The following is an 18,445-nucleotide window of genomic DNA, read 5'->3' as shown; positions in this document are numbered from 1 at the left end:
AGGGGGCTCCGCCCACCGGCGGAGCCCCCTCAGGGCCGTCACCGGTCGCCGGCGAACCAGTCCTTCTGCGGGGTCTTGGCAGCGAGCGCGCCGCAGTTGGAGCCGTAGTTCCAGGCCTGCAGGTTGTCGATGACGCCGCCCCACTCCACGCAGGCACCTCGCGCGAAGGCGTACACCGGCCCCGCGTACGAGCGGTACTCGCCCGCGTCGTACGCGTCCTCGCCGCTGTCGACGTTGCGCACGTAGGCCACCATGTACTTCGGTGCGCCGGTGCTGTTGCGGATGGTCACCGTACAGTTCTTGCCCGTTGCCGAGTTGTAGGTGAGGTAGACCGTGCCGGTCTTCCCGATCGGCATGGAGTTCACCACCTTGTAGCCGGAGCCGCAGACCCCGTTGTACGCGGCGGTCGCGCCGTTGGTGGCCGCGCCGGCGGCGGGGGCGGTCACCAACAGCCCCGCTCCGATGACCCCGACGGCGATCAACGACGTACCCACGGCTTGCATGGAACGCTTCATGGCACCTCGATCCGTGAATTCGGACTGGCCTCCCCATGGTGTTGCTGAAGCCACCCGTTGAGACCTTTGCGCCCGTTCGGTGGTTGTAAGCCGTTGACAACTGTTTACGGCCATTCGCGAAGAAGATCGCGGAGTGGCCGCCTACTTCCCGTGCGGGTCGGTCGCGTCGAGTGCGGCCACGACGTGGTCGTCGTCCCCGCCGGCCCCTCCCAGCTCGTCCAGTTCGCGGACGATCGAGGCGCGCAGTGCGTCGTGTCGCGGCCCCAGCCGGAACCTCTCGTCGCTCCACCGGTCCCGGGGATGCAGCCAGACGGGGGCACCGACCAGGTCGGCCGGCTCCCAGTCGTAGCGCGGCCACACGTGCGCGTGCAGGAAGGGGTCCGTGTTGCCGAGGATCTCCAGGTTGACCCGGCGGAAGGCGGGGTCCAGGTGCCGGCAGGCACGTTCCACCGCTTCGCCGAGCCGGTCCATGTCGGACAGGAACGCCAGCCGTTTCGCCCTCGGCAGGCCGGACAGTCGCTGCACACCCGGCTCGTCGACGAGGAGTACCGAGTAGCCCGGCAGGAACTGGACGTCCCCGATCACCGCGAACCCGGCCGCCAGTCGCCGCATCACGGTCGGGTTCTCACCCCTCAGCGCGGACCCGATCCGATCCGTCCGCCAGTCATCAGCCATGGCCTGAACCTACCTTTGCCGCCACCGCCCTCGAAGACGGTGGAACGCTGAGCCGCTGACACGCGCCGACAGCCGGTGTCAGGCCGCCACGGTCACGCGTACGGACGGTGAACCCGGGAAATCGCTTCGCCCGATGCCTCCCCGTCCGGCAGTCTCCCGGGTATGACCACACCGCCTTTCGTGCCCGGCCTGGAGTTGTCCCGCCGTTTCTATGCCGAAGCCGTCCGGCCCCTTCTGGACGCGGCGGCTCCCGGGGTCGCTCACTCCGCCGCGCGGGTGGGCGGTGGTTCGGAGGTGCTGGGGTTCGACACCCCGCGCTCGGCCGATCACGAGTGGGGGCCTCGGCTGGAGCTCTTCCTGCGGCCGCAGGACGTCGAACGGCAGGGCGCGCGGATCAGGGACGTGCTCGCGGAGCGTCTGCCGAAGAGCTTCCACGGGTATCCGACCCACTTCGCCGCCACCGCGGAGGACGGGATCCGGGTGATGCGGGCGACCGACGGGCCGGTCCATCACCGTGTCGACATCACGGATGTGGGCGGGTGGTTCACCGAACGGCTGGGGTTCGATCCCGGCCGGGGCGTCACTGTGGCGGACTGGCTGTCCGCCCCCACTCAGCGGCTCGCCGAGGTCACCGCCGGCGCCGTGTTCCATGACGGGCTGGAACGGCTCGGTCCGGCCCGGGCGATGCTGGACTGGTATCCGCACGACGTCTGGCTGTACCTGCTCTCCTGCCAGTGGCGGCGCGTCTCGCAGGAGGAGGCCTTCGTCGGCAGGTGCGGCGAGGTGGGCGACGAGCTGGGTTCCGCCGTCGTCGCCGCGCGGCTGGTCCGCGACCTGATGCGGCTGTGCCTCCTGATGGACCGTCGCTACCCGCCGTACAGCAAGTGGCTCGGCAGTGCGTTCGCCCGCACCGTGCACGCGGCGTCCCTCACGCCTCACCTCAAGGCCGCTCTCGCCGCCACCGACGCGCAGTCCCGCGAGGACAGCCTCGCTCGCGCCTACGAGGTCGTGGCCGACGCGCACAACCGGCTCGGGCTGACCGACCCGGTCGACCCCGCCACGCGCCCCTATCACGGGCGGCCGTTTCGGGTCCTGCGCGCCGAGCGCTTCGCCGAGGCGCTGACCGCCCGTGTCGCCGACCCGTCCGTCAGGGCGCTGCCACCGGCCGGTGCCGTCGACCAGTTCGCCGACAGCACCGAGGTGCTGAGCCATCCCGGGCGGGCACGGGCACTCTCCGAGGGCCTGAGCCGCTGACGCCGTGACGGCGGCGCCGCCTCAGCCGCAGGGGCCGAGTCGGCCGAGGGTTTCCTCGGGGGTCGCGCCGGGGCGCGTCCACTGGGGAACGGGGCGGCTGGTCGGGCCCCAGGTGGCGTTGCCGTCCGCGTCGGAGCGCCACGAGTAACACGGCTCGCCGCCCTCCGGCCACCCCTCGGGCTTGTCCTCCCATGCTTCGCCGCGGCCGTACGGCGTCATGTCGAGCAGGCCGAGGGAGCCGTTGACTCGCTCGTTTCCGCGGCCCGTCGTGGAGTAGGTGAGGAAGACACGGTCGCCCTCGCGCAGGTAGGAGGTGAGGTAGCCCATGTCGCCGCCGGCCGGTCCGTCCACACCGCGGATCGAGTACCAGGGCTGGGTGTAGCCCATGAACTCGACGTAGGCGGCGACCTCCTCCCAGCGGCCCGTGGTCACGACGGCGAACGAGACGCCGCGGGCGTTGAGGTAGACGGGGTCCTTCAGGTGCCAGACCGTGGTGGTGCAGCCCTCGCACTGCCCCTGGTGCGGAGCGCCGTCGTACCACATGTGTTTGTAGACCACGAGCTCGTCGCGGCCCTGGAAGAGGTCCAGGAAGGGGACCGGCCCGTCGGGTCCGACGACCTCTGCCGTCCCGTCGAACTCGACCATCGGCAGCCGGCGACGGGCCGCCGCGAGGGCGTCACCGGCACGGGTGTGTGCCTTCTCGCGGACCAGCAGCTCGTCACGGGCGGCCTGCCAGGTGGCCTGGTCCACCACGGGCGGACGGCCGGACGGCGCGGTGGTCGGGTCACTCGGCGTGTGCGTCATGACATCCTCCGTGGTGTCTCGTGCCGGGCGGCGTCGCGCGCGGGCATACGACGCTCACCAGGTTCAGACTCGCGCCGCGGCCGGAACTCATCGCGGGGTGCCGTTCACCACGTTCATGGACGCACCGCCCGACCACACGCTGATGGCCCCCGGCCCCCGTGGTGGCTACAGCACCGTCGCCACGAGACGGCGGGCGTGGGCGGCGTCGAGACCCTCGGGGCGGAAGAGGATGCGGTACATCAGGGGGGCCACGACGCGGTCGACGACCGTCTCGGTGTCGGGCGTCCGCTCGCCGCGCGCGGCGGCGCGGCCGAGGATGACGTCGATCTGCCCGGCGGCGTAGGCGGAACACTGCCCGGCGTTGCTGCCGTCCGGGTCTCCGAGGAGGGCGTCGCGGATGTAGGCGCGGCCGGAGGGGGAAGCCATCTCGTCCAGGAACTGCTCGGCCCACGCGGTCAGGTCGGCGCTCAGGTCGCCGGTGTCCTCGGGTGCCGTCTCGGGGCGCAACCGCTCGACCGCCACGTCGGAGAGCAGCTCCTGGAGGTCGCCCCAGCGCCGGTAGATCGTCGACGGCGTCACACCGGCGCGCTGGGCGACCAGTGGGACGGTCAGGGCGTCCCGGCCCATTTCCGACGCGAGTTCGCGTACGGCGGCGTGGACCGAGGCCTGGACTCGGGCGCTGCGCCCGCCGGGGCGCACCATCGGGCGGCTCATGGCTCCAGCCTAAAGCAAACGCGTTGCGTCTACGGGGCCCGATCCACGTCGCTCATGCCACCGGCGCCGGCTTGCGGGCGGGCATGGTCGCCTCGTACGCGCGACCCGCCCGCAGCAGTACGCCCTCGCCGAAGGGCCGGGCCATCAACTGCATGCCCACCGGCAGGCCCGCGGAGTCGTGGCCGACCGGAACGGACAGGGACGGCAGCCCGGTGATGTTGGCCGGGGAGGACAGCCGCACGTAGGCGTCGGAGACGCTCTCGACGGTGCCGTCGGGCCAGGTGAAGGTCTCGCAGCCGGCGGTCGCGGCGGTGGCCGGGACCGTGGGGGCTGCCACGACGTCGACCTCGTCCAGCAGACGGGCCCAGGCCTGCCGCATGAGCGTGCGGGCGCGTTGGGCGCGCAAGTAGTCACCGGCGGGCATGAGTTCACCGGCCTCGAGGAGGACGCGGACGTCCGCCTGGTACAGCTCGGGGACCGTACGCAGGGTCCGTTCGTGGTAGGCGGTGGCCTCCGGCACCATCAGCCCCCAGTGGACGGCCTGGACGTGGCGCGCCATCGGGACGTCGACGTCGACGAGGAGCGCGCCGAGGTCCTGGAGCCGGGCGATCGCGTGCCGTACGGCCGCCTCCACCTCCGGGTCGACGTGGTCGAAGTAGTAGTTGCCCGGCACGCCGACGCGCAGCCCGGTCAGGTCCGTGCCCTCGCCCGGCCGGTCGTCCGGCCGTGGTGCGGGCACCGAGGCGGGGTCGCCGGGGTCGTGGCCGACCAGCGCCGGCAGGACCAGGGCCGCGTCCTCCACGGTCCGGGTGACGGGGCCGACGTGGTCCAGGGACCAGGACAGTGAGGTGACGCCGGTGCGGGGGACGAGGCCGTAGGTCGGCTTGAGTCCGACGACGCCGTTGAGTGCGACGGGTACCCGGATGGATCCGCCGGTGTCGGTTCCCAGGGCGAAGGTGGCGGCACCGGCCGCGACGGCGACGGCGGATCCGCCGCTGGAGCCGCCGGCGATCCGGTCGGGGTCCCAGGCGTTGCTGGTCTGCGGGGTGGTCAGGCCGTAGGCGAACTCGTGGGTGTGGGTCTTGCCGACCAGGACGGCGCCCGCCGCCGACAGACGCGCGGCCACGGTGCTGTCGCTCGGCGCGCTGTGGCCCGCGCGGACCCGGGAGCCGGCGGAGGTCGCCGTACCGGCGACGTCGATCAGGTCCTTCAGCCCCAGCGGGATTCCGTGCAGCGGCCCCCGGTGGCGTCCGGCCGCCATGTCGTCCGCCGCCCGGCGGGCGGCGCGGCGGGCCTGCTCGGCCGTGACGGTGGCGTAGGCGTTCAGGTGCGGCTCCACCTCGTCGATCCGGTCGAGGACGGAGTCCACCAGCTCGACCGGGGACAGGCGTCGCGACCGGATCGCGTCGGCGGCGGCGGCCAGGGTCAGTTCATACGGCCGCATCGGGCTGCTCCTCCCCCGCGCGGTAGGCGGGTGCGGGCGGGGTGTCCCGGAAGTCGATCTCCCGGAGGGCGGCGACCACGGAGTGGATGTGGTCTGCGGTGGCCGCGACCGCGTCGAGGCGGTCGGCCGGAAGCGGGAGCCCTGCGCGGGCGGCCCAGCGGTACGCCTCCGGCGGCGTGAGTTCATCGGCGGACACGGGCGTTTCTCCTGATCGGATCGACGACGAGCGACAAGCGCAGCGGGGTGACCCGCCGCAAAAGCTAACTGTTTGCCTTAGCGGACCTTAGAGCCTACGGTTCTTTAACGCAAACAGATTGCTTTAAGCTAGAAAGGCTCGATCCGCCATGCCGACCCCCTCCTGGACCGTGGGCGACGTCACCGTCCACCGCGTCGACGAGATCCCCCTGCCGCCCGCGACCGGGCCCTGGCTGCTGCCCGGCGCGACCGCGGAGGTCGTCTCACAACACCCCTGGCTGCGCCCCGACTTCGCCGAACCGGACGGCACCCTGCGCCTCGACAGTCACAGCTTCGCCTTCGTCGTGGACGGGCTGCGGGTCCTCGTCGACACCGGCATCGGCAACGGCAAGGAGCGGGCCAACCCGGCCTGGCACGACCTGCGCACGGACTTCGTCGAACGCCTCGCCGCCGCCGGATTCCCCCCGGACTCCGTCGACCTGGTGATCCTCACCCACCTGCACGCCGACCACGTCGGCTGGAACACGCGGGAGGTGGACGGCGCGTGGATCCCCACCTTCCCCAATGCCCGCTACGTCACCTCACGCACCGAGCGGGAGTTCTGGGCCACGTACGACATGGAGGAGGCCCGCCGGCAGATGTTCCGCGACTCCGTGATCCCCGTCGAGGAGGCGGGCCTGCTCGACCTCGTCGACGTCCCGGGCGAGGGCGTCGGGATCACTCCGGGCCTGCGCCTGGTCCCCACCCCGGGCCACACCCCCGGCCACGTCGCCGTCGAGCTGACCGCGCGGGGGCGGACGGCGCTCATCAGCGGCGACTGCCTCCACCACCCCGTCCAGCTCGCCCGACCCGGGATCGGGGCCTGCGTGGACATCGACCCGGAGCAGGCCGAGGCCACGCGCCGCCGGCTGCTGGGCGGCCTCGCCGACACGGACACACTGCTGCTCGGCACCCACTTCGCACCGCCCACCGCGGGCCGCGTCCGCGCGCACGGGGACGCCTACCGACTGGCGCCGGTGCCGTAGCGGTCGGCGGGGTGGGGCGGGCGGTTCGCCGGGGCGCTCTCTTGTCGATACTCGGAAACCGTAGGAGAGTATGGGCGAATGGGTTCCAAACAGCTGCTCAAGGGACTGCCCGAGGACGCCGACCTCAGGCGCGCGGACTCCCTCGCCCGGGAGATCTTCTCCGACGTCGCCAACAAGTGGGCGCTCCTGATCATCGAGGCGCTCGGTGAACGCACCTTGCGCTTCAGCGAGTTGCGGGACGAGGTCGAGGGCGTCAGCCACAAGATGCTCACCCAGAACCTCCGCATGCTGGAGCGCAACGGCCTGGTCGAGCGGACGGTGCACCCCACCGTGCCGCCGCGGGTCGAGTACACCCTCACCGAGCCGGGGCGGGCGCTGCGCGCCACGGTCGACGCCATGTGCGGCTGGACCCAGCAGTACCTCGGCCACATCGAGGACGCACGCGGTCGCTTCGGCGGCTGACGGGCGCCAGGGGGGAAGGGGCAGGCGGTGAAGGCGGTGGTCCAGGAGCGCTTCGGCCCGCCCGAGGTGCTGCGGCTCGAGGAGATCGACCGGCCCCGGCCGGGGGACGGTCAGGTGCTGGTACGGGTGCGCGCCGCCTCGGTGAACCCGTACGACTGGCACATGATGCGCGGCGACCCGTACGCGGCTCGGCTGACGGGTGGCATGGGGTTCAGGCGTCCGAAGTGCCGGGTGGCCGGCATCGACGTCGCCGGGGTGGTCGAGTGTGCGGGCGCGGGTGTGGAAGGGATCGGACCCGGCAGCGAGGTGCTGGGCTTCTGTCCCGGTTCCTACGCCGAGTACGGGTGCGGCCCCGCCGGGCTGCTGGTGCCCAAGCCGGCCGGCCTCACCTTCGAGCAGGCCGCCGCCGTACCGATGGCCGGGGTGACCGCGCTGCGCGGCGTCCGGACCGTGGGCCGGGTCAGGTCCGGGCAGCGGGTGCTGGTCAACGGCGCGGGCGGCGGCGTGGGCACCTTCGCCGTGCAGATCGCCGCTGTGCTGGGCGCCGAGGTCACCGGAGTCTGCGGCGCCGGCAACGCCGACCTGGTGCGGTCCCTGGGCGCCGCGCACGTCGTCGATCACGCCCAAGAGGACTTCACCGCCGGAGGAGTTCGCTACGACGTGATCCTGGACAACGTGGGCAACCACCCGCCCGGCCGACTGCGCCGGGCGCTCACCCCCACCGGGGTCCTGGTGGCCAACGGGGGCGGCTCGCCCGGCCGGGTCTTCGGCGCGATCGGCTCCATGCTGAGGGTGACGGCGGCCAACGCCCTCACCCGGCAGCGGCTGGGCCCGATCCTCCCGGCGACCCCGGCCGGACCGGCGCGCGCGGACCTGCTCGCCGTCACCGCCCTCATCGAGGCCGGGCAGGTCGTCCCCGTGGTCGGCCGGACGTACGCGCTGGCCGACACGGCGGACGGGGTACGCCACGTGGAGGAGGGCCACGCCCGAGGCAAGACCGTGATCACCGTGTCCGGCGGCGTCAGTGGAACCCCGTCCGGTCCGCCGTGACGTCGATGGTGTCCTTCACCATCGCCAGGGCCGCCCCCGTCGGACTCGACCGTCCGCCGCTCACGGTCACGTCGCCCGCGTCCGGGCAGCCGAAGACCACGGCCTTCTCCGGCCCGGTGAGCGCGTGCAGCGGATCCCCGGGTTCCGTCTCCTCCAGGCGTACGTCCACGAGGAGGGGCCGGTCCAGGGAGGCGACGGCGACCGCCCGCAGGCGACGCGAGCGGGAGGCCGCGCTCAGGGCCGCACCGGCGGTGCCCTCGTCCACGGGCTGCGCGCGCACCCGCACCGACGCCGGGTCCCAGCCCCAGGCCAGTGCCGCCAGGAGACGCACCTTGGTGGCGGAGTCCGCGCCGGACAGGTCGGCGGACGGGTCCGCCTCCGCGATCCCGCGCCGCCGCGCCTCGTGGACCGCGTCGCCCAGCGAGTCGCCCTCGGCGAGGCGGTCGAGGACGAAGGTCACGGTGCCGTTCGGGCAGGCCCGGACGGTCCGGCAGCCCATGCCGCGCAGGGCGGTCCGCGACAGGTCGCCCGCGGGCAGCGCCGCCCCGGTCGCGCCGGAGATCCTGATCATGCTCCGCCCGGCGCGGGCCGCCGCGCCGAGGTCCCCCCAGTGGGCGAGCAGGTGGCTCTTGGTGGCCGTCACGACGTGCACGCCCCGGCGCAGCGCGGTGACCGCCTCGCGCGCGGCGAGCGCGCGCAGCTCGGGCGAGGAGGGCAGCGCCTGCGCGAACACGGCGGCGCCGGTCCGGTCGAGCGTCTCGTCCAGTGGCTCCGGCGGGTCCCAGGACGGGCGCGGTGGCACCGGCTGCCCGTCGTCTCCCAGCAGGCACTGGCCCGAGCTCGCGCGAACGGCGCGGACCACCGGGCGTACGCCGTGCAGGCGGGCGAGTTTGTCCCCGTGCCCGGCCAGGTGGTCGACGTACGCCCGGCCGACCGGGCCGTATCCGGAAAGGACCACGCCGGTCCGCGTCGCTTCGCCCATCGATCCGGGCTCCTCTCACCTGGTGCCGCCGGTCCGCCGAGTGGCGCCCGACCCGGATGAGATCACACCATCGGAAGGGTGACGGCGCGAGGGCCCGACCGGCCCGCGCCCCCCGAACCGCATCGAACGAACCGAGGTGAGGACCGTTGGCGACCGAGTCCGTGCGGTACCCGGGTGCGATCGTGCCCGTGGGGCACGTGGAGCCCGTGCCGCGCCGTGTCCGTGGGCTGATCGGCGGCCGTGCCGTCTTCGACACGCGACGTGCGCTGTACGTCTGGGAGTGGCCCCCGTACCCGCAGTTCGGCATCCCGCTCGACGACCTGGCCGAGGGGGTGGTGCTGACCGCCGACGGGGAGACCCGAACCCTGGGCGCCTGGCCCGCCCGTCGCCACTCGCTGCGCTTCGGGTCCGAGGTTCGCGAGGCGGCGGTCTGGGTCTGGGGCGACGAGGCGCCGGAGCGGGTGCGCGGCACCGTCCGCTTCGCATGGGAGGCGCTGGACGACTGGTTCGAGGAGGACGAGCCGGTCTTCGTGCATCCGCGGAGCCCGTACTCGCGGGTGGACGCCCTGCGCTCCTCCAGCAGCGTCCGCGTGGAGCTGAACGGCGAGCTGCTGGCGGACGCACCGCACTGCGTGACCCTGTTCGAGACGGGGCTGCCCACGCGCTACTACCTCGACCGCGCGTACGTCGACTGGACGCGGCTCCTGCCCTCGGACACGGTCACCCGCTGCCCGTACAAGGGGACGACGAGCGGCTACTGGTCCCTGCGCTCCGATCCCGGGGCCCACCCGGACCTGCTCTGGGCGTACGACTTCCCGACCGCGCAGGTCCAACGGATCGCCGGCCTGGTCGCGTTCTACGGCGAACGGGTCGACCTGCGCGTGGACGGCAGGCCGGGCTGACGTCCGGGTCGGTCCGCCCGCCCCTCCCCCGTGCCGCGCATGTCCACGACGGTGGCCGCGAAGGCCAGCGGGCCGGGGAGCAGCGGGATCAGTACGGGTATCGCCCAGGCGAGCAGCGCGGCCAGCACCACCGCCGCGGCCAGCAGCAGGGTGCCGCGGGGGCCCGTGACGGAGCGCAGGAAGCCCTCGCGCGGCGAGAGCCGGTGCGGGGCCGGCAGCGCGGTGGTGCGCAGGGCGACCACCGCCAGGCCGAGGGTGAGCAGGACCAGCGCCGGGGCCATGAGGCCCGCCCCGGGCAGGCTGCCGCGGATCAGCGCCGAGTCGACCAGCAGGGCGACGACCAGCAGCGGGACGGCCAGGCCGCCGGCGAGCGAGCCCGGTGTCAGGTAGGCGCGCAGCTGCCCCAGGTAGCCGCCCGCCACGACGGGCGTGCCGTCCTCCGCGGCCCGGCGCAGGGTCGCGGACGCGGCGGCGAAGGCGGCCGGCGCGGTGACGACGGGAAGGCAGGCGGCGCTGGTGAGCACGCCCACCAGCAGCACGTCCGCGAAGAGGGTGAACCCGGCCGAGAAGACCTCCCCGGGTTCGCGGCGGTCGGCGGGCGGCAGGGTCGGTGCCTGGGTCATGGTGTCAGCCCTTCAGTCCGGAGGTGGCCATGCCCTGCACGAGGTAGCGCTGGAAGACGAAGAAGAACAGCACGATCGGCAGCACGGAGATCACCGACATCGCGAACATGGGCCCGTACGCCGAGGTGCTGGACTGGTCGACGAAGCTGCGCAGCGCCAGGGTGATGGTGAACTTCTCCGGGGCGAAGAGGTAGATCATCTGCGTGAAGAAGTCGTTCCACGTCCAGATGAAGGTGAAGATCGCCGTGGTGATCAGCGCCGGCCGGCTCAGGGGCAGCGTCACCGACCAGTAGGTGCGGAAGGCGCCGCAGCCGTCGATGCGGGCGGACTCCTCCAGCTCGCGCGGCAGTCCGCGCATGAACTGGACGATGAGGAAGACGAAGAACGCCTCCGTGGCCAGGAACTTCGGCAGGATCAGCGGCCAGTAGGTGTCCACCATGCCGAGCCGGTTGAAGATGATGTACTGCGGGATGAGCACGACGTGGTGCGGAAGCATCAGCGTCGCCACCATGAAGGCGAACATCACCTTGCTCATCCTGAAGCGCAGCCGGGCGAACGCGTAGGCGGCCAGCGAGCAGGAGAGCACGTTGCCGACCACCGCGCCGCCGGCGATGAGCACGGTGTTCCAGAGCAGCCGGGTCACGGGGACCCCGGACACGCCGTCGAGGGCGGTCGTGTAGTTCGACCACTCCAGGTGGCTGGGCCACAGGTCGAGGCTGGTCACCACCTCGTCGGCCGGTTTGAGTGACGTGGCGAGCAGCCAGGCCAGGGGGTACAGCAGGACGAGCAGGCCCACGACGGCGATCGTGTGCGGGATCCATCGCCTGGTGGTGAGGTTCATCGTCCCTCCTCGTCCGCGTAGAAGACCCAGGACCTGGACGTCCTGAAAAGGATCAGGGTGATGACGCCGATGGCGATGAGCAGCAGCCAGGCCATGGCCGCGGCGTAGCCCATGTGGGAGGCTGTGAAGCCGCGTTCGTAGAGGTAGAGCGTGTAGAACATGGTCGAGTCGGCGGGGCCGCCCTCACCGCCGCTGACCGCGAAGGCCGGAGTGAACACCTGGAAGGACTGGATCATCTCCAGGACCAGGTTGAAGAAGACCACCGGGGACAGCATCGGCACGGTGACGGAGACGAACTGCCGCCAGCGGCCCGCGCCGTCCAGTGCCGCCGCCTCGTACAGCTCGGGCGAGATCTGCTGGAGGCCGGCGAGGAAGATCACCATGGGGGCGCCGAACTGCCACACCGTCAGCAGGACGATGACGTAGACCGCGAGATCGGGGTTGCCGACCCAGCCGCCGGTGTCGATGCCGACGGAGCCGAGGATGTCGACGACCGAGCCGCCGTCGTTGAACAGCGCGCGCCACACCAGGGCGATCGTCATGCTCGCGCCGAGCAGCGAGGGCGCGTAGAAGGCGGAGCGGTAGAAGGCGCGGCCCCGGCCGAGGTTCTTCAGGAGCATCGCCGCCCCGAGTGCGAGGAGCAGCTTGAGCGGGACGGCGACCACGACGTACAGCAGCGTGGTGCCGACCGACCGCCAGAAACGGGGGTCCTCGGTGAGCATCTCCCGGTAGTTGCGCAGGCCCACCCACTGCGGTGGGTCGAACAGGTTGTAGTCCGTGAACGACAGGTAGAGCGACACGGCCATCGGCACCAGCGTCAGCACCGCCGCGCCGAGCATCCACGGTGTCAGGAACACATAGGCGGGCCACTGCTGTTCGCGGCGGCGCGGGCGCCGGCGTTTGGCCGGCGGCCGTGACCGGGCCGGGCGGTCGGCGCCTGCGGGCGCCCTGGTCGACACTGTGCTCATGACCGCAGCTCCCGTTCGGCCTCGTCGATGAATTCCCGCGCCGCCTCGCGCGGCGAGGTCAGTTCGTACATCACGCGGTGGTAGGCCCGCTTGAACGCGGTCTGGATGGCGACGTCCCCCCGCGGCGGTGCGGGGGGCGGGGCGTCCAGACCGTACTTCTCCATCTTCTGCGCGTACTCGTAGATCTCCTTCTCCGCGCCGTCGAGGGTCTTGGCGACGCGGGCGGCGATCGTCCGGTTGGGGGGTGTGGAGCGGGTGAAGCCGAGGATGTCGCCGGCCCGCTCGTCGTTGAGCAGGAAGTCGACCAACTCGGCTGCCTCCTTCGGATGTTCACTGTTGGCCCCGACCCCGAGGAGCATCGAGGGCTTGAAGTACGCGCCCTGGCGCCCGTCGGCGGTGGGGACGGGCGCGAAGTGGACCTGGTCGCCGAGGAGTGCGGGGTACCCGGGGAAGGGCGCGTCCCAGGTGAAGTCGGCGGCGGCGAGCCCGCGGCCCATGGGCGACAGCTCGGTGGTGCTGGCCTGCGAGGTGTCCTTGGCCTCGGCGACGACACCTTCCTCGCGCAGCTCGTCGCAGAAGGTCCAGAACTCGGTGAGGTCGTCCTCGGTGAACCCGAGTTCGGTCTGGCTCTTGTAGAGCTTTCCGCCGCGGCTGCGCAGCCAGTCCTCGAAGATGTCCTCGTTGACACCGTTGTCGTTGGCGCCCACCATGTCGCGTCCGTCGGGGGACTTCAGCCCCAGGGCGGCGATCTTCCGGTTGGCCTGCGCCCACTCCTGCCAGGTCCAGCCGGGCTGCGGGGTGGGGATGCCGGCTTTCCGGTAGACGGTGGAGTCGTAGGCGTAGCCGGTGATGCCGCGGCCCATCGGCAGGGCGTACTGCTTGCCCTCGAACGTGCCCGTGCGGACGAACTCCTCGTCCATCTCGGAGGTGCGGATCGTGCCGTTCGCGACGGCCTCGCCCAGCGGCAGGAGCGCGCCGCCGCCCGCGTACTGGGAGATCTGCCGGTAGTCGAGCTGGGCCACGTCCGGGATGCCGCCGCCCGCCGCCTGGGTGGCCAGCTTCTGCATGTACGAGCCGAAGTCCGCGTTGGAGGTGCGGACCTCGACGCCGGGGTGTTCCTTCTCGAACAGCTCCACCGCCTTCTTGGTGCGTGCGGCGCGGTCGTCGTTGCCCCACCAGGAGAACGTGAGGGTGACGCCGCCGGACGACACGTCGTCGGAGGAGGGGGAGCACGCGCTGAGCGATGCCGTCAGTGCGGTGCTGAGACCGACGGCGGCGGCCGCCAGGACGGCCCGGCGGCTCAGAGGCCGGCGCCGGCCGCTTCGGGGCTCGGGCATGGGTGACTTCCCAGGGTTGCGAGGACGGATGGACGAGGGCGGCGGCGGGGCGGCGTGGCCGGGTCCGCCGGGACGCCGGAGGGGGCGGCCGGTGGGACGCGCCGGAGGAGGCGGCCGGTGGGACGCCGGGGTGGGTGCCCGGTCAGATGCCGGGGTAGACGGCCAGCCGGCCGCACATGCCGAAGCGGCCGCTCGCCCTCGGGCCGGTGGCGGACACCCGGGCCTCGGCCAGGTGCCCGTCGTCCTTGCCGCGCAGTGCGTCGAGTTGGGCCCGGGTGGCCTCGGCGGCGGCATGGGCGCCGTCGAGCCAGCGCTGTTCCCAGTCGTCCAGGCGGGGCCGCACCAGGTCGGCCGCCGCCCGCTGGAACGCGGCCAGGGGCTCCGGGTCGCCCTTCTCGGCCGCCTCGCGCAACTCCAGGAAGCGCCGCGTCGCCAGATCACGGCGGGCGCGGGCGATCCGCGCCTGCTCGGCCTCGGGGGCGTCGGCGGGGATGCGGACGGCGTCGGCGTACGTGCCGGGGTCGGTGAGCAGGTCCTGGGGCAGGGTGAGCACCGCGTCGCCCGCCTCGGGCAGTCCGCTGTTCTGCATCACGACGGTGATCTCGAGACCTCCGTCGTTGAGCAGGCGGTGGATCGTGCCGGGCGTGAACCAGGCCACCGTGCCGGGCTCCAGCGGGGTCTCCCGGAAACCCGAGGTGGTGAGGGTCTGCACCGCCCCCCGGCCCGCCGTGACCACGTACCCCTCGGTGCACGTGAGGTGGAGGTGCGGGGTGCCTCCGCCGGGCAGGCCCTCGACGGTCGGCCAGTCGTACACGGTCAGGCGGGAGACGCCCACCGCGCCGGGGAAGCCGTCGTACGCCGTGCTCACCACGTGAGTCCCTCCAGGTGTGCGGCCACCTGTGCGCGGTCCCAGGCGCCGTCGGCGACGACCACGCGGTAGGCGCGGGCGAGCGTCTCGCCGGGCGGCAGGACCAGCTCCTCGTGGAACGCCCAGGACGGGGCGACCGCGGCGAACGGGTCGCTGCGCACGAACCAGTGCGCCGGGTGCGTGCCCTTCTCGCCCGAGTGGTCGTTGGAGGGCGCGTGTTCGAAGACGACCGTGGCGTGGCCGTCCCGTCCGTCGTGCTCGCCGACGTAGGCGAGCCACGGGGCCTGGGTGCCCATCAGGTCGCCGTCGGCGGAATCGGCGGACTCGGCGGTGAAGACCCGGCCGCCCCGGAAGGCGCGGGGGCCGCGCCAGAAGAGGCCGGTGTATCCGGCGGCGGGGCGGCCGTGGGTGGTGGGGCTGCCGAACCGCAGGTCCTCGTCCCGCCGGTTGGTCACCGCCGACGTCCAGGTGAGCGTCCAGCTGCCGGTCCCGGTGTCGACGTCGCGCACCTCGACGCGGCGCTCCTCCTCGGCCCACAGTCCGCCGTCGTGCGGGTGCCAGGTCAGCCGCTCGGCGATGACGGCGCGGTCGCCGGAGGCGCCGACCTCCTCGAAGGACACGTGGGCCATCGAGCCGACCTTCTCGGGCAGGGCGAGGTACCCGTCGCCGTGCACGTAGGTGTTGCCGCCCCACAGGTTCTGGCCCGACAGGTGGGAGGCGGTGAGCTGGAGTCCCTTGTGCCAGCGGTGGTCGTTGGGACGGTAGTCGGTGACGAGCCCTCCGGAGAGGGTGCGGACCGGGTGCAGGTACGGCTTCGGCGCCTCCCAGCCGGCCTCGGGCCGGTACACGTACGAGAACAGCTCGGTGCCGTCCTCCCCATGGGCCACGGTGATCCGGTCGCCGTGGACGTGGGTCAGTGAGAGCGTCATGCGTGGTCCTCTTCCTCGCGGGTACCGGCCGGCGCCCAGCCCGGGGCGCCGCCGTGCAGTTCGGTGTAGTACGGGTCGCCGGGGCCGATGTCGCCCGCGCGCACGGTCGTGTCGGTGAACGCCGACTTGTACAGGGCGGTGATCAGCTCCAGCGTGCGGCGGCCGCCCGCGCCGCTGGTCGCGTGGCGCCGGCCGTTCCTGATGTCGTCGACCAGGACGCGCAGCTGGGCCAGGTGCGAACTGGGTTCGTCGGCGCCGAAGTCGCGCCAGGCCGCCGCGGTCTCCTCGGGGACGCCGGGCGCGGGGATGATGCGCCAGTCGGCGTTGCGGTAGCCGTACAGGTGGGTGACCTCGACCGTGGCCAGTTCGCAGTCGATGCGTATCCGGCTGACCTCGTCGGGGCTCAGCACGCTGTTGACGAGGGTGGCGACGGCTCCGTCGGCGAAGCGCACCAGGGCGGTGGAGACGTCCTCGGTCTCCACGTCGTGCACGAGCCGGGCCGCCATGCCGCGCAGCTCGGTCCACGGGCCCATCAGGTCGAGGAGCAGGTCGGTCTGGTGGATGCCGTGGCCCATGGCCGGCCCGCCGCCCTCGGTGGCCCAACGGCCCCGCCACGGCACCGCGTAGTAGGCCTTGTCGCGGTACCAGGTGGTCTGGCAGTGGGCCACCAGCGGCCGGCCCAGCGCCCCGCCGCGCAGCAGGGCACGGACGTGCCGTGCGCCCGAACCGAAGCGGTGCTGGAACACGATGGAGGCGTACGGCGCCGCGTCGTCTCCCGACTCGGCCGCCTCGACGGCGTCGTAGTCGGCCAGCGAGGGGCAGGGCGGCTTCTCGCACCACACCCAGGCACCGGCCCGGAGCGCGGCCACGGACTGGTCCCGGTGCACGGCGGGCGGGGTGCACAGCACGACGAGATCGGGACGCACCTCGGCCAGCATGGCGTCGATGTCGGTGGACGCGTGCGCGATCCCGTACTCGTCGGCGAACGCGTGCGCGGCGTCGCCGTTCACGTCCACCGCGGCCACGATCTCCACTTCGCCGTCGGCGGCCAGTTTCTGCAGGGCGGGCAGATGACTGGACCGCGCGATGGATCCCGTACCGACCACCGCCGTACGCAGGGGTGCGGGCGAAACGTGCGAAGACATGCGGACCCTCTCGTGAGCCGGACGGGCGAGCACTGCGGGCACAGGGGTGATGTGCTGATGTGGGGCGGCCCCGGATTCGGATCACCGGGCGGCAACCCGTTCGTAGCAACCGCTTGCTACCGTGTTCCAACGTTGTAACCGCCGTGCGTCCGCAAGGTCAACCCTCTGTGCGGAAAAGGCTCGACGCCGTTTACCGCGTCCTGACAAGTGGGGTCGGTGGGTGCATAATCTGCGAAAACCTGGATGAGGGGGACGGACAGTGGCCGCGGCGACACTCAAGGACGTGGCGGAGCGCGCAGGGGTTTCGATCAAGACGGTGTCCAACGTTGTACGCGGCGTCCCGCGAGTGTCGGACGCGACCCGTTCGCGGGTGCTGCGGGCGGTGGACGAACTCGGCTACCGGCCCAACCCCTCGGCCCGCAGGCTCCGTACGGGCCGCAGCGGTCTGATCGCCCTGGTCGTCCCCGAGCTGGCCACTCCGTACTTCGCCGAACTCGCCCACCACGTGCGCAGGGAGGCCACCCTGCTGGGCCTGACCGTCCTGACGGAGGAGTCGCTGGGGGACACCGCGGAGGAGCTGCGTCTGGCCAACGGGGTGGGCGCGTCGCTGCTCGACGGTGTGATCCTCTCCCCACTGCGGGTCACCCCCGACGAACTCGCCACCGTCACGGACGAGTTCCCGCTGGTCCTGCTCGGTGAGCGCACCTACGGACGGGACCGGGTCGTCGCCGACCACGTCCTCATCGACAACGTCGCCGCGGCCCGTGACATCACGGCCCACCTGATCGGGCTGGGGCGGGGCCGGATCGCGGCGATCGGGGTGGACCACCAGGGCTCGGCGACCAGCCGGCAGCGCCTCGAGGGGTACCAGCAGGCCCTGCACGCCGCCGGACTGCCCTTCGACCCGCGACTGGCGCCCCGGGTGGAGGAGTTCGACCGCCGCAACGGCCTGCTGGCGATGCGCTCCCTCGCCTCCCTGCCCGCCGCCGAACGGCCCGACGCCGTCTTCTGCTTCAGCGACCTGCTGGCGGTCGGCGCGTTACGCGCGTTGCACGAGGCCGGCCTGGACATCCCCGGCGACGTGGCGGTGGCCGGCATCGACGGATCCGAGGAGGCGCGGTACAGCACCCCGTCCCTCACCTCCGTGGTCCCCGACAAGGCGGCCATCGCCGCACTGGCCGTCAAGTGCCTGGCGGCGCGGATACGGTCGCAGGCACCGCTGCCGTTCGAGGTTCATGTGGCGCCGCACTGGCTGGAGGCCAGGGAATCCACCCTGGGCGGGTGTCACGCGGTCCGCGCCTGAGCCGTCCGCATGATCGTGAGGGCAGAAATCCTTGCCCTCACCGCTGCTCAAGGGCGCTCGACGAGACACTGAGCGCCGCGACCCGCCCTTCTAGGCTCTGCGACCATGGACATCCCGAGACGCCTCGTCGAACTCCAGCTGGCCGTCGAGGCGGCAGAGAATCGCTACCGCAACAACTCCGGAGACAACGCCACCATCGCCCTGGCCGTCTGGTCCGACGCCACCGCCGCACTGGTCCGGGGCATCACCGCCCTCTCCGAGGAGACGGGTGTGCCGCGCCGGGAGCTGGAACGGGCGGTGGAGCGCGCGGCACGGCCCCTGGCCCCGGCCCTGCCACCGGCACCCCGCCCCGCGGGCGCGAAACGTGGCCGTCATGCCGCGGTGAGCGACGGGTAACGCGCCCCACCTA

The 18,445-nt window shown here is 72.6% G+C and carries 21 protein-coding genes; 7 read left to right on the top strand and 14 right to left on the bottom strand.

Features of this window, described 5'->3' with window-relative positions; translation table 11 throughout:
* Nucleotides 1–38: 38 nt before the first annotated feature.
* Both DMH12_RS12000 and DMH12_RS11995 read right to left on the bottom strand, forming a co-directional pair.
* Nucleotides 39–503, bottom strand: a complete 465-nt coding sequence (locus DMH12_RS12000) for a spore-associated protein A (protein WP_125491572.1) — start codon at nt 501–503, stop codon at nt 39–41.
* A gap of 153 nt (nt 504–656) precedes the next feature.
* Nucleotides 657–1,190: a diadenosine tetraphosphate hydrolase gene (locus DMH12_RS11995; RefSeq protein ID WP_260474193.1), complete on the bottom strand. Its 534-nt coding sequence runs from the start codon at nt 1,188–1,190 to the stop codon at nt 657–659.
* Nucleotides 1,191–1,352: 162 nt separating this feature from the next.
* Here DMH12_RS11995 and DMH12_RS11990 point away from each other — a divergent pair, with 162 nt between their 5' ends.
* On the top strand, nt 1,353–2,444 hold the full coding sequence (locus DMH12_RS11990; RefSeq protein ID WP_125491556.1) for a DUF4037 domain-containing protein: 1,092 nt from the start codon (nt 1,353–1,355) through the stop codon (nt 2,442–2,444).
* 21 nt (nt 2,445–2,465) lie between these two features.
* On the opposite strand, the gene DMH12_RS11985 is transcribed toward DMH12_RS11990, so the two are convergent.
* From DMH12_RS11985 to DMH12_RS11970, 4 genes are all read right to left on the bottom strand, one after another.
* Complete coding sequence (locus DMH12_RS11985) at nt 2,466–3,248, bottom strand: DUF899 domain-containing protein (RefSeq protein ID WP_125491555.1); 783 nt, start codon at nt 3,246–3,248, stop codon at nt 2,466–2,468.
* Nucleotides 3,249–3,413: 165 nt separating this feature from the next.
* Nucleotides 3,414–3,962, bottom strand: coding sequence for a TetR/AcrR family transcriptional regulator (locus DMH12_RS11980; RefSeq protein WP_125491554.1), 549 nt, complete (start codon nt 3,960–3,962; stop codon nt 3,414–3,416).
* Nucleotides 3,963–4,014: 52 nt separating this feature from the next.
* On the bottom strand, nt 4,015–5,406 hold the full coding sequence (locus DMH12_RS11975) for an amidase (RefSeq protein WP_125491553.1): 1,392 nt from the start codon (nt 5,404–5,406) through the stop codon (nt 4,015–4,017).
* Nucleotides 5,393–5,602 carry a hypothetical protein gene (locus tag DMH12_RS11970; protein ID WP_125491552.1) on the bottom strand — a complete coding sequence of 70 codons (210 nt, stop codon included), beginning with the start codon at nt 5,600–5,602 and terminating at the stop codon, nt 5,393–5,395. The genes DMH12_RS11975 and DMH12_RS11970 overlap by 14 nt, the downstream gene beginning before the upstream one ends.
* Before the next feature lie 148 nt (nt 5,603–5,750).
* Between DMH12_RS11970 and DMH12_RS11965 the strand changes: the two genes are divergently transcribed.
* From DMH12_RS11965 to DMH12_RS11955, 3 genes are all read left to right on the top strand, one after another.
* On the top strand, nt 5,751–6,626 hold the full coding sequence (locus tag DMH12_RS11965; RefSeq protein ID WP_125491551.1) for an MBL fold metallo-hydrolase: 876 nt from the start codon (nt 5,751–5,753) through the stop codon (nt 6,624–6,626).
* A 78-nt stretch (nt 6,627–6,704) separates the two neighbouring features.
* A complete protein-coding gene (locus tag DMH12_RS11960; RefSeq protein ID WP_125491550.1) occupies nt 6,705–7,088 on the top strand; it encodes a helix-turn-helix domain-containing protein in 384 nt (127 codons plus the stop codon).
* Nucleotides 7,089–7,115: 27 nt separating this feature from the next.
* Entirely contained in the window at nt 7,116–8,138 is a 1,023-nt protein-coding gene (locus DMH12_RS11955) for an NAD(P)-dependent alcohol dehydrogenase (protein ID WP_125491549.1), read from the top strand.
* Here the strand turns inward: DMH12_RS11955 and DMH12_RS11950 are convergent.
* Entirely contained in the window at nt 8,110–9,120 is a 1,011-nt protein-coding gene (locus tag DMH12_RS11950; protein ID WP_125491548.1) for a homoserine dehydrogenase, read from the bottom strand. The genes DMH12_RS11955 and DMH12_RS11950 overlap by 29 nt on opposite strands.
* 146 nt (nt 9,121–9,266) lie before the next feature.
* Here DMH12_RS11950 and DMH12_RS11945 point away from each other — a divergent pair, with 146 nt between their 5' ends.
* A complete protein-coding gene (locus DMH12_RS11945; RefSeq protein ID WP_125491547.1) occupies nt 9,267–10,022 on the top strand; it encodes a DUF427 domain-containing protein in 756 nt (251 codons plus the stop codon).
* Here DMH12_RS11945 and DMH12_RS11940 read toward each other — a convergent pair.
* The 7 genes from DMH12_RS11940 to DMH12_RS11910 form a co-directional block, all read right to left on the bottom strand.
* Nucleotides 9,977–10,645 carry a hypothetical protein gene (locus DMH12_RS11940; protein ID WP_185832271.1) on the bottom strand — a complete coding sequence of 223 codons (669 nt, stop codon included), beginning with the start codon at nt 10,643–10,645 and terminating at the stop codon, nt 9,977–9,979. The genes DMH12_RS11945 and DMH12_RS11940 overlap by 46 nt on opposite strands.
* A 4-nt stretch (nt 10,646–10,649) precedes the next feature.
* Nucleotides 10,650–11,486: a carbohydrate ABC transporter permease gene (locus DMH12_RS11935; RefSeq protein ID WP_125491546.1), complete on the bottom strand. Its 837-nt coding sequence runs from the start codon at nt 11,484–11,486 to the stop codon at nt 10,650–10,652.
* On the bottom strand, nt 11,483–12,454 hold the full coding sequence (locus tag DMH12_RS11930) for a carbohydrate ABC transporter permease (protein WP_125491545.1): 972 nt from the start codon (nt 12,452–12,454) through the stop codon (nt 11,483–11,485). Before DMH12_RS11930 ends, DMH12_RS11935 begins: the two co-directional genes overlap by 4 nt.
* Nucleotides 12,451–13,791 (bottom strand): ABC transporter substrate-binding protein, encoded by a 1,341-nt coding sequence (locus tag DMH12_RS11925; RefSeq protein ID WP_125491544.1) that lies wholly within the window; start codon nt 13,789–13,791, stop codon nt 12,451–12,453. The genes DMH12_RS11930 and DMH12_RS11925 overlap by 4 nt, the downstream gene beginning before the upstream one ends.
* Before the next feature lie 142 nt (nt 13,792–13,933).
* Nucleotides 13,934–14,659 (bottom strand): cupin domain-containing protein, encoded by a 726-nt coding sequence (locus tag DMH12_RS11920; protein ID WP_399187112.1) that lies wholly within the window; start codon nt 14,657–14,659, stop codon nt 13,934–13,936.
* The gene (locus DMH12_RS11915) at nt 14,656–15,588 is read right to left on the bottom strand and encodes a PmoA family protein (protein WP_125491542.1); all 933 of its coding nucleotides are present in this window, start codon (nt 15,586–15,588) and stop codon (nt 14,656–14,658) included. The genes DMH12_RS11920 and DMH12_RS11915 overlap by 4 nt, the downstream gene beginning before the upstream one ends.
* Nucleotides 15,585–16,733 carry a Gfo/Idh/MocA family protein gene (locus DMH12_RS11910; protein WP_125491541.1) on the bottom strand — a complete coding sequence of 383 codons (1,149 nt, stop codon included), beginning with the start codon at nt 16,731–16,733 and terminating at the stop codon, nt 15,585–15,587. The genes DMH12_RS11915 and DMH12_RS11910 overlap by 4 nt, the downstream gene beginning before the upstream one ends.
* A 259-nt stretch (nt 16,734–16,992) precedes the next feature.
* Between DMH12_RS11910 and DMH12_RS11905 the strand changes: the two genes are divergently transcribed.
* Both DMH12_RS11905 and DMH12_RS11900 read left to right on the top strand, forming a co-directional pair.
* Entirely contained in the window at nt 16,993–18,036 is a 1,044-nt protein-coding gene (locus tag DMH12_RS11905) for a LacI family DNA-binding transcriptional regulator (RefSeq protein WP_125491540.1), read from the top strand.
* Between the two features lie 105 nt (nt 18,037–18,141).
* The gene (locus DMH12_RS11900; RefSeq protein ID WP_260474192.1) at nt 18,142–18,432 is read left to right on the top strand and encodes a hypothetical protein; all 291 of its coding nucleotides are present in this window, start codon (nt 18,142–18,144) and stop codon (nt 18,430–18,432) included.
* The last annotated feature ends 13 nt before the right edge of the window (nt 18,433–18,445 follow it).

Source organism: Streptomyces sp. WAC 04229 (genome assembly GCF_003947455.1).
Classification (GTDB): domain Bacteria; phylum Actinomycetota; class Actinomycetes; order Streptomycetales; family Streptomycetaceae; genus Streptomyces.
The sequence above is the reverse complement of the archived record's forward strand: the minus strand, read 5'-3'. Positions and strand labels throughout refer to the sequence as shown.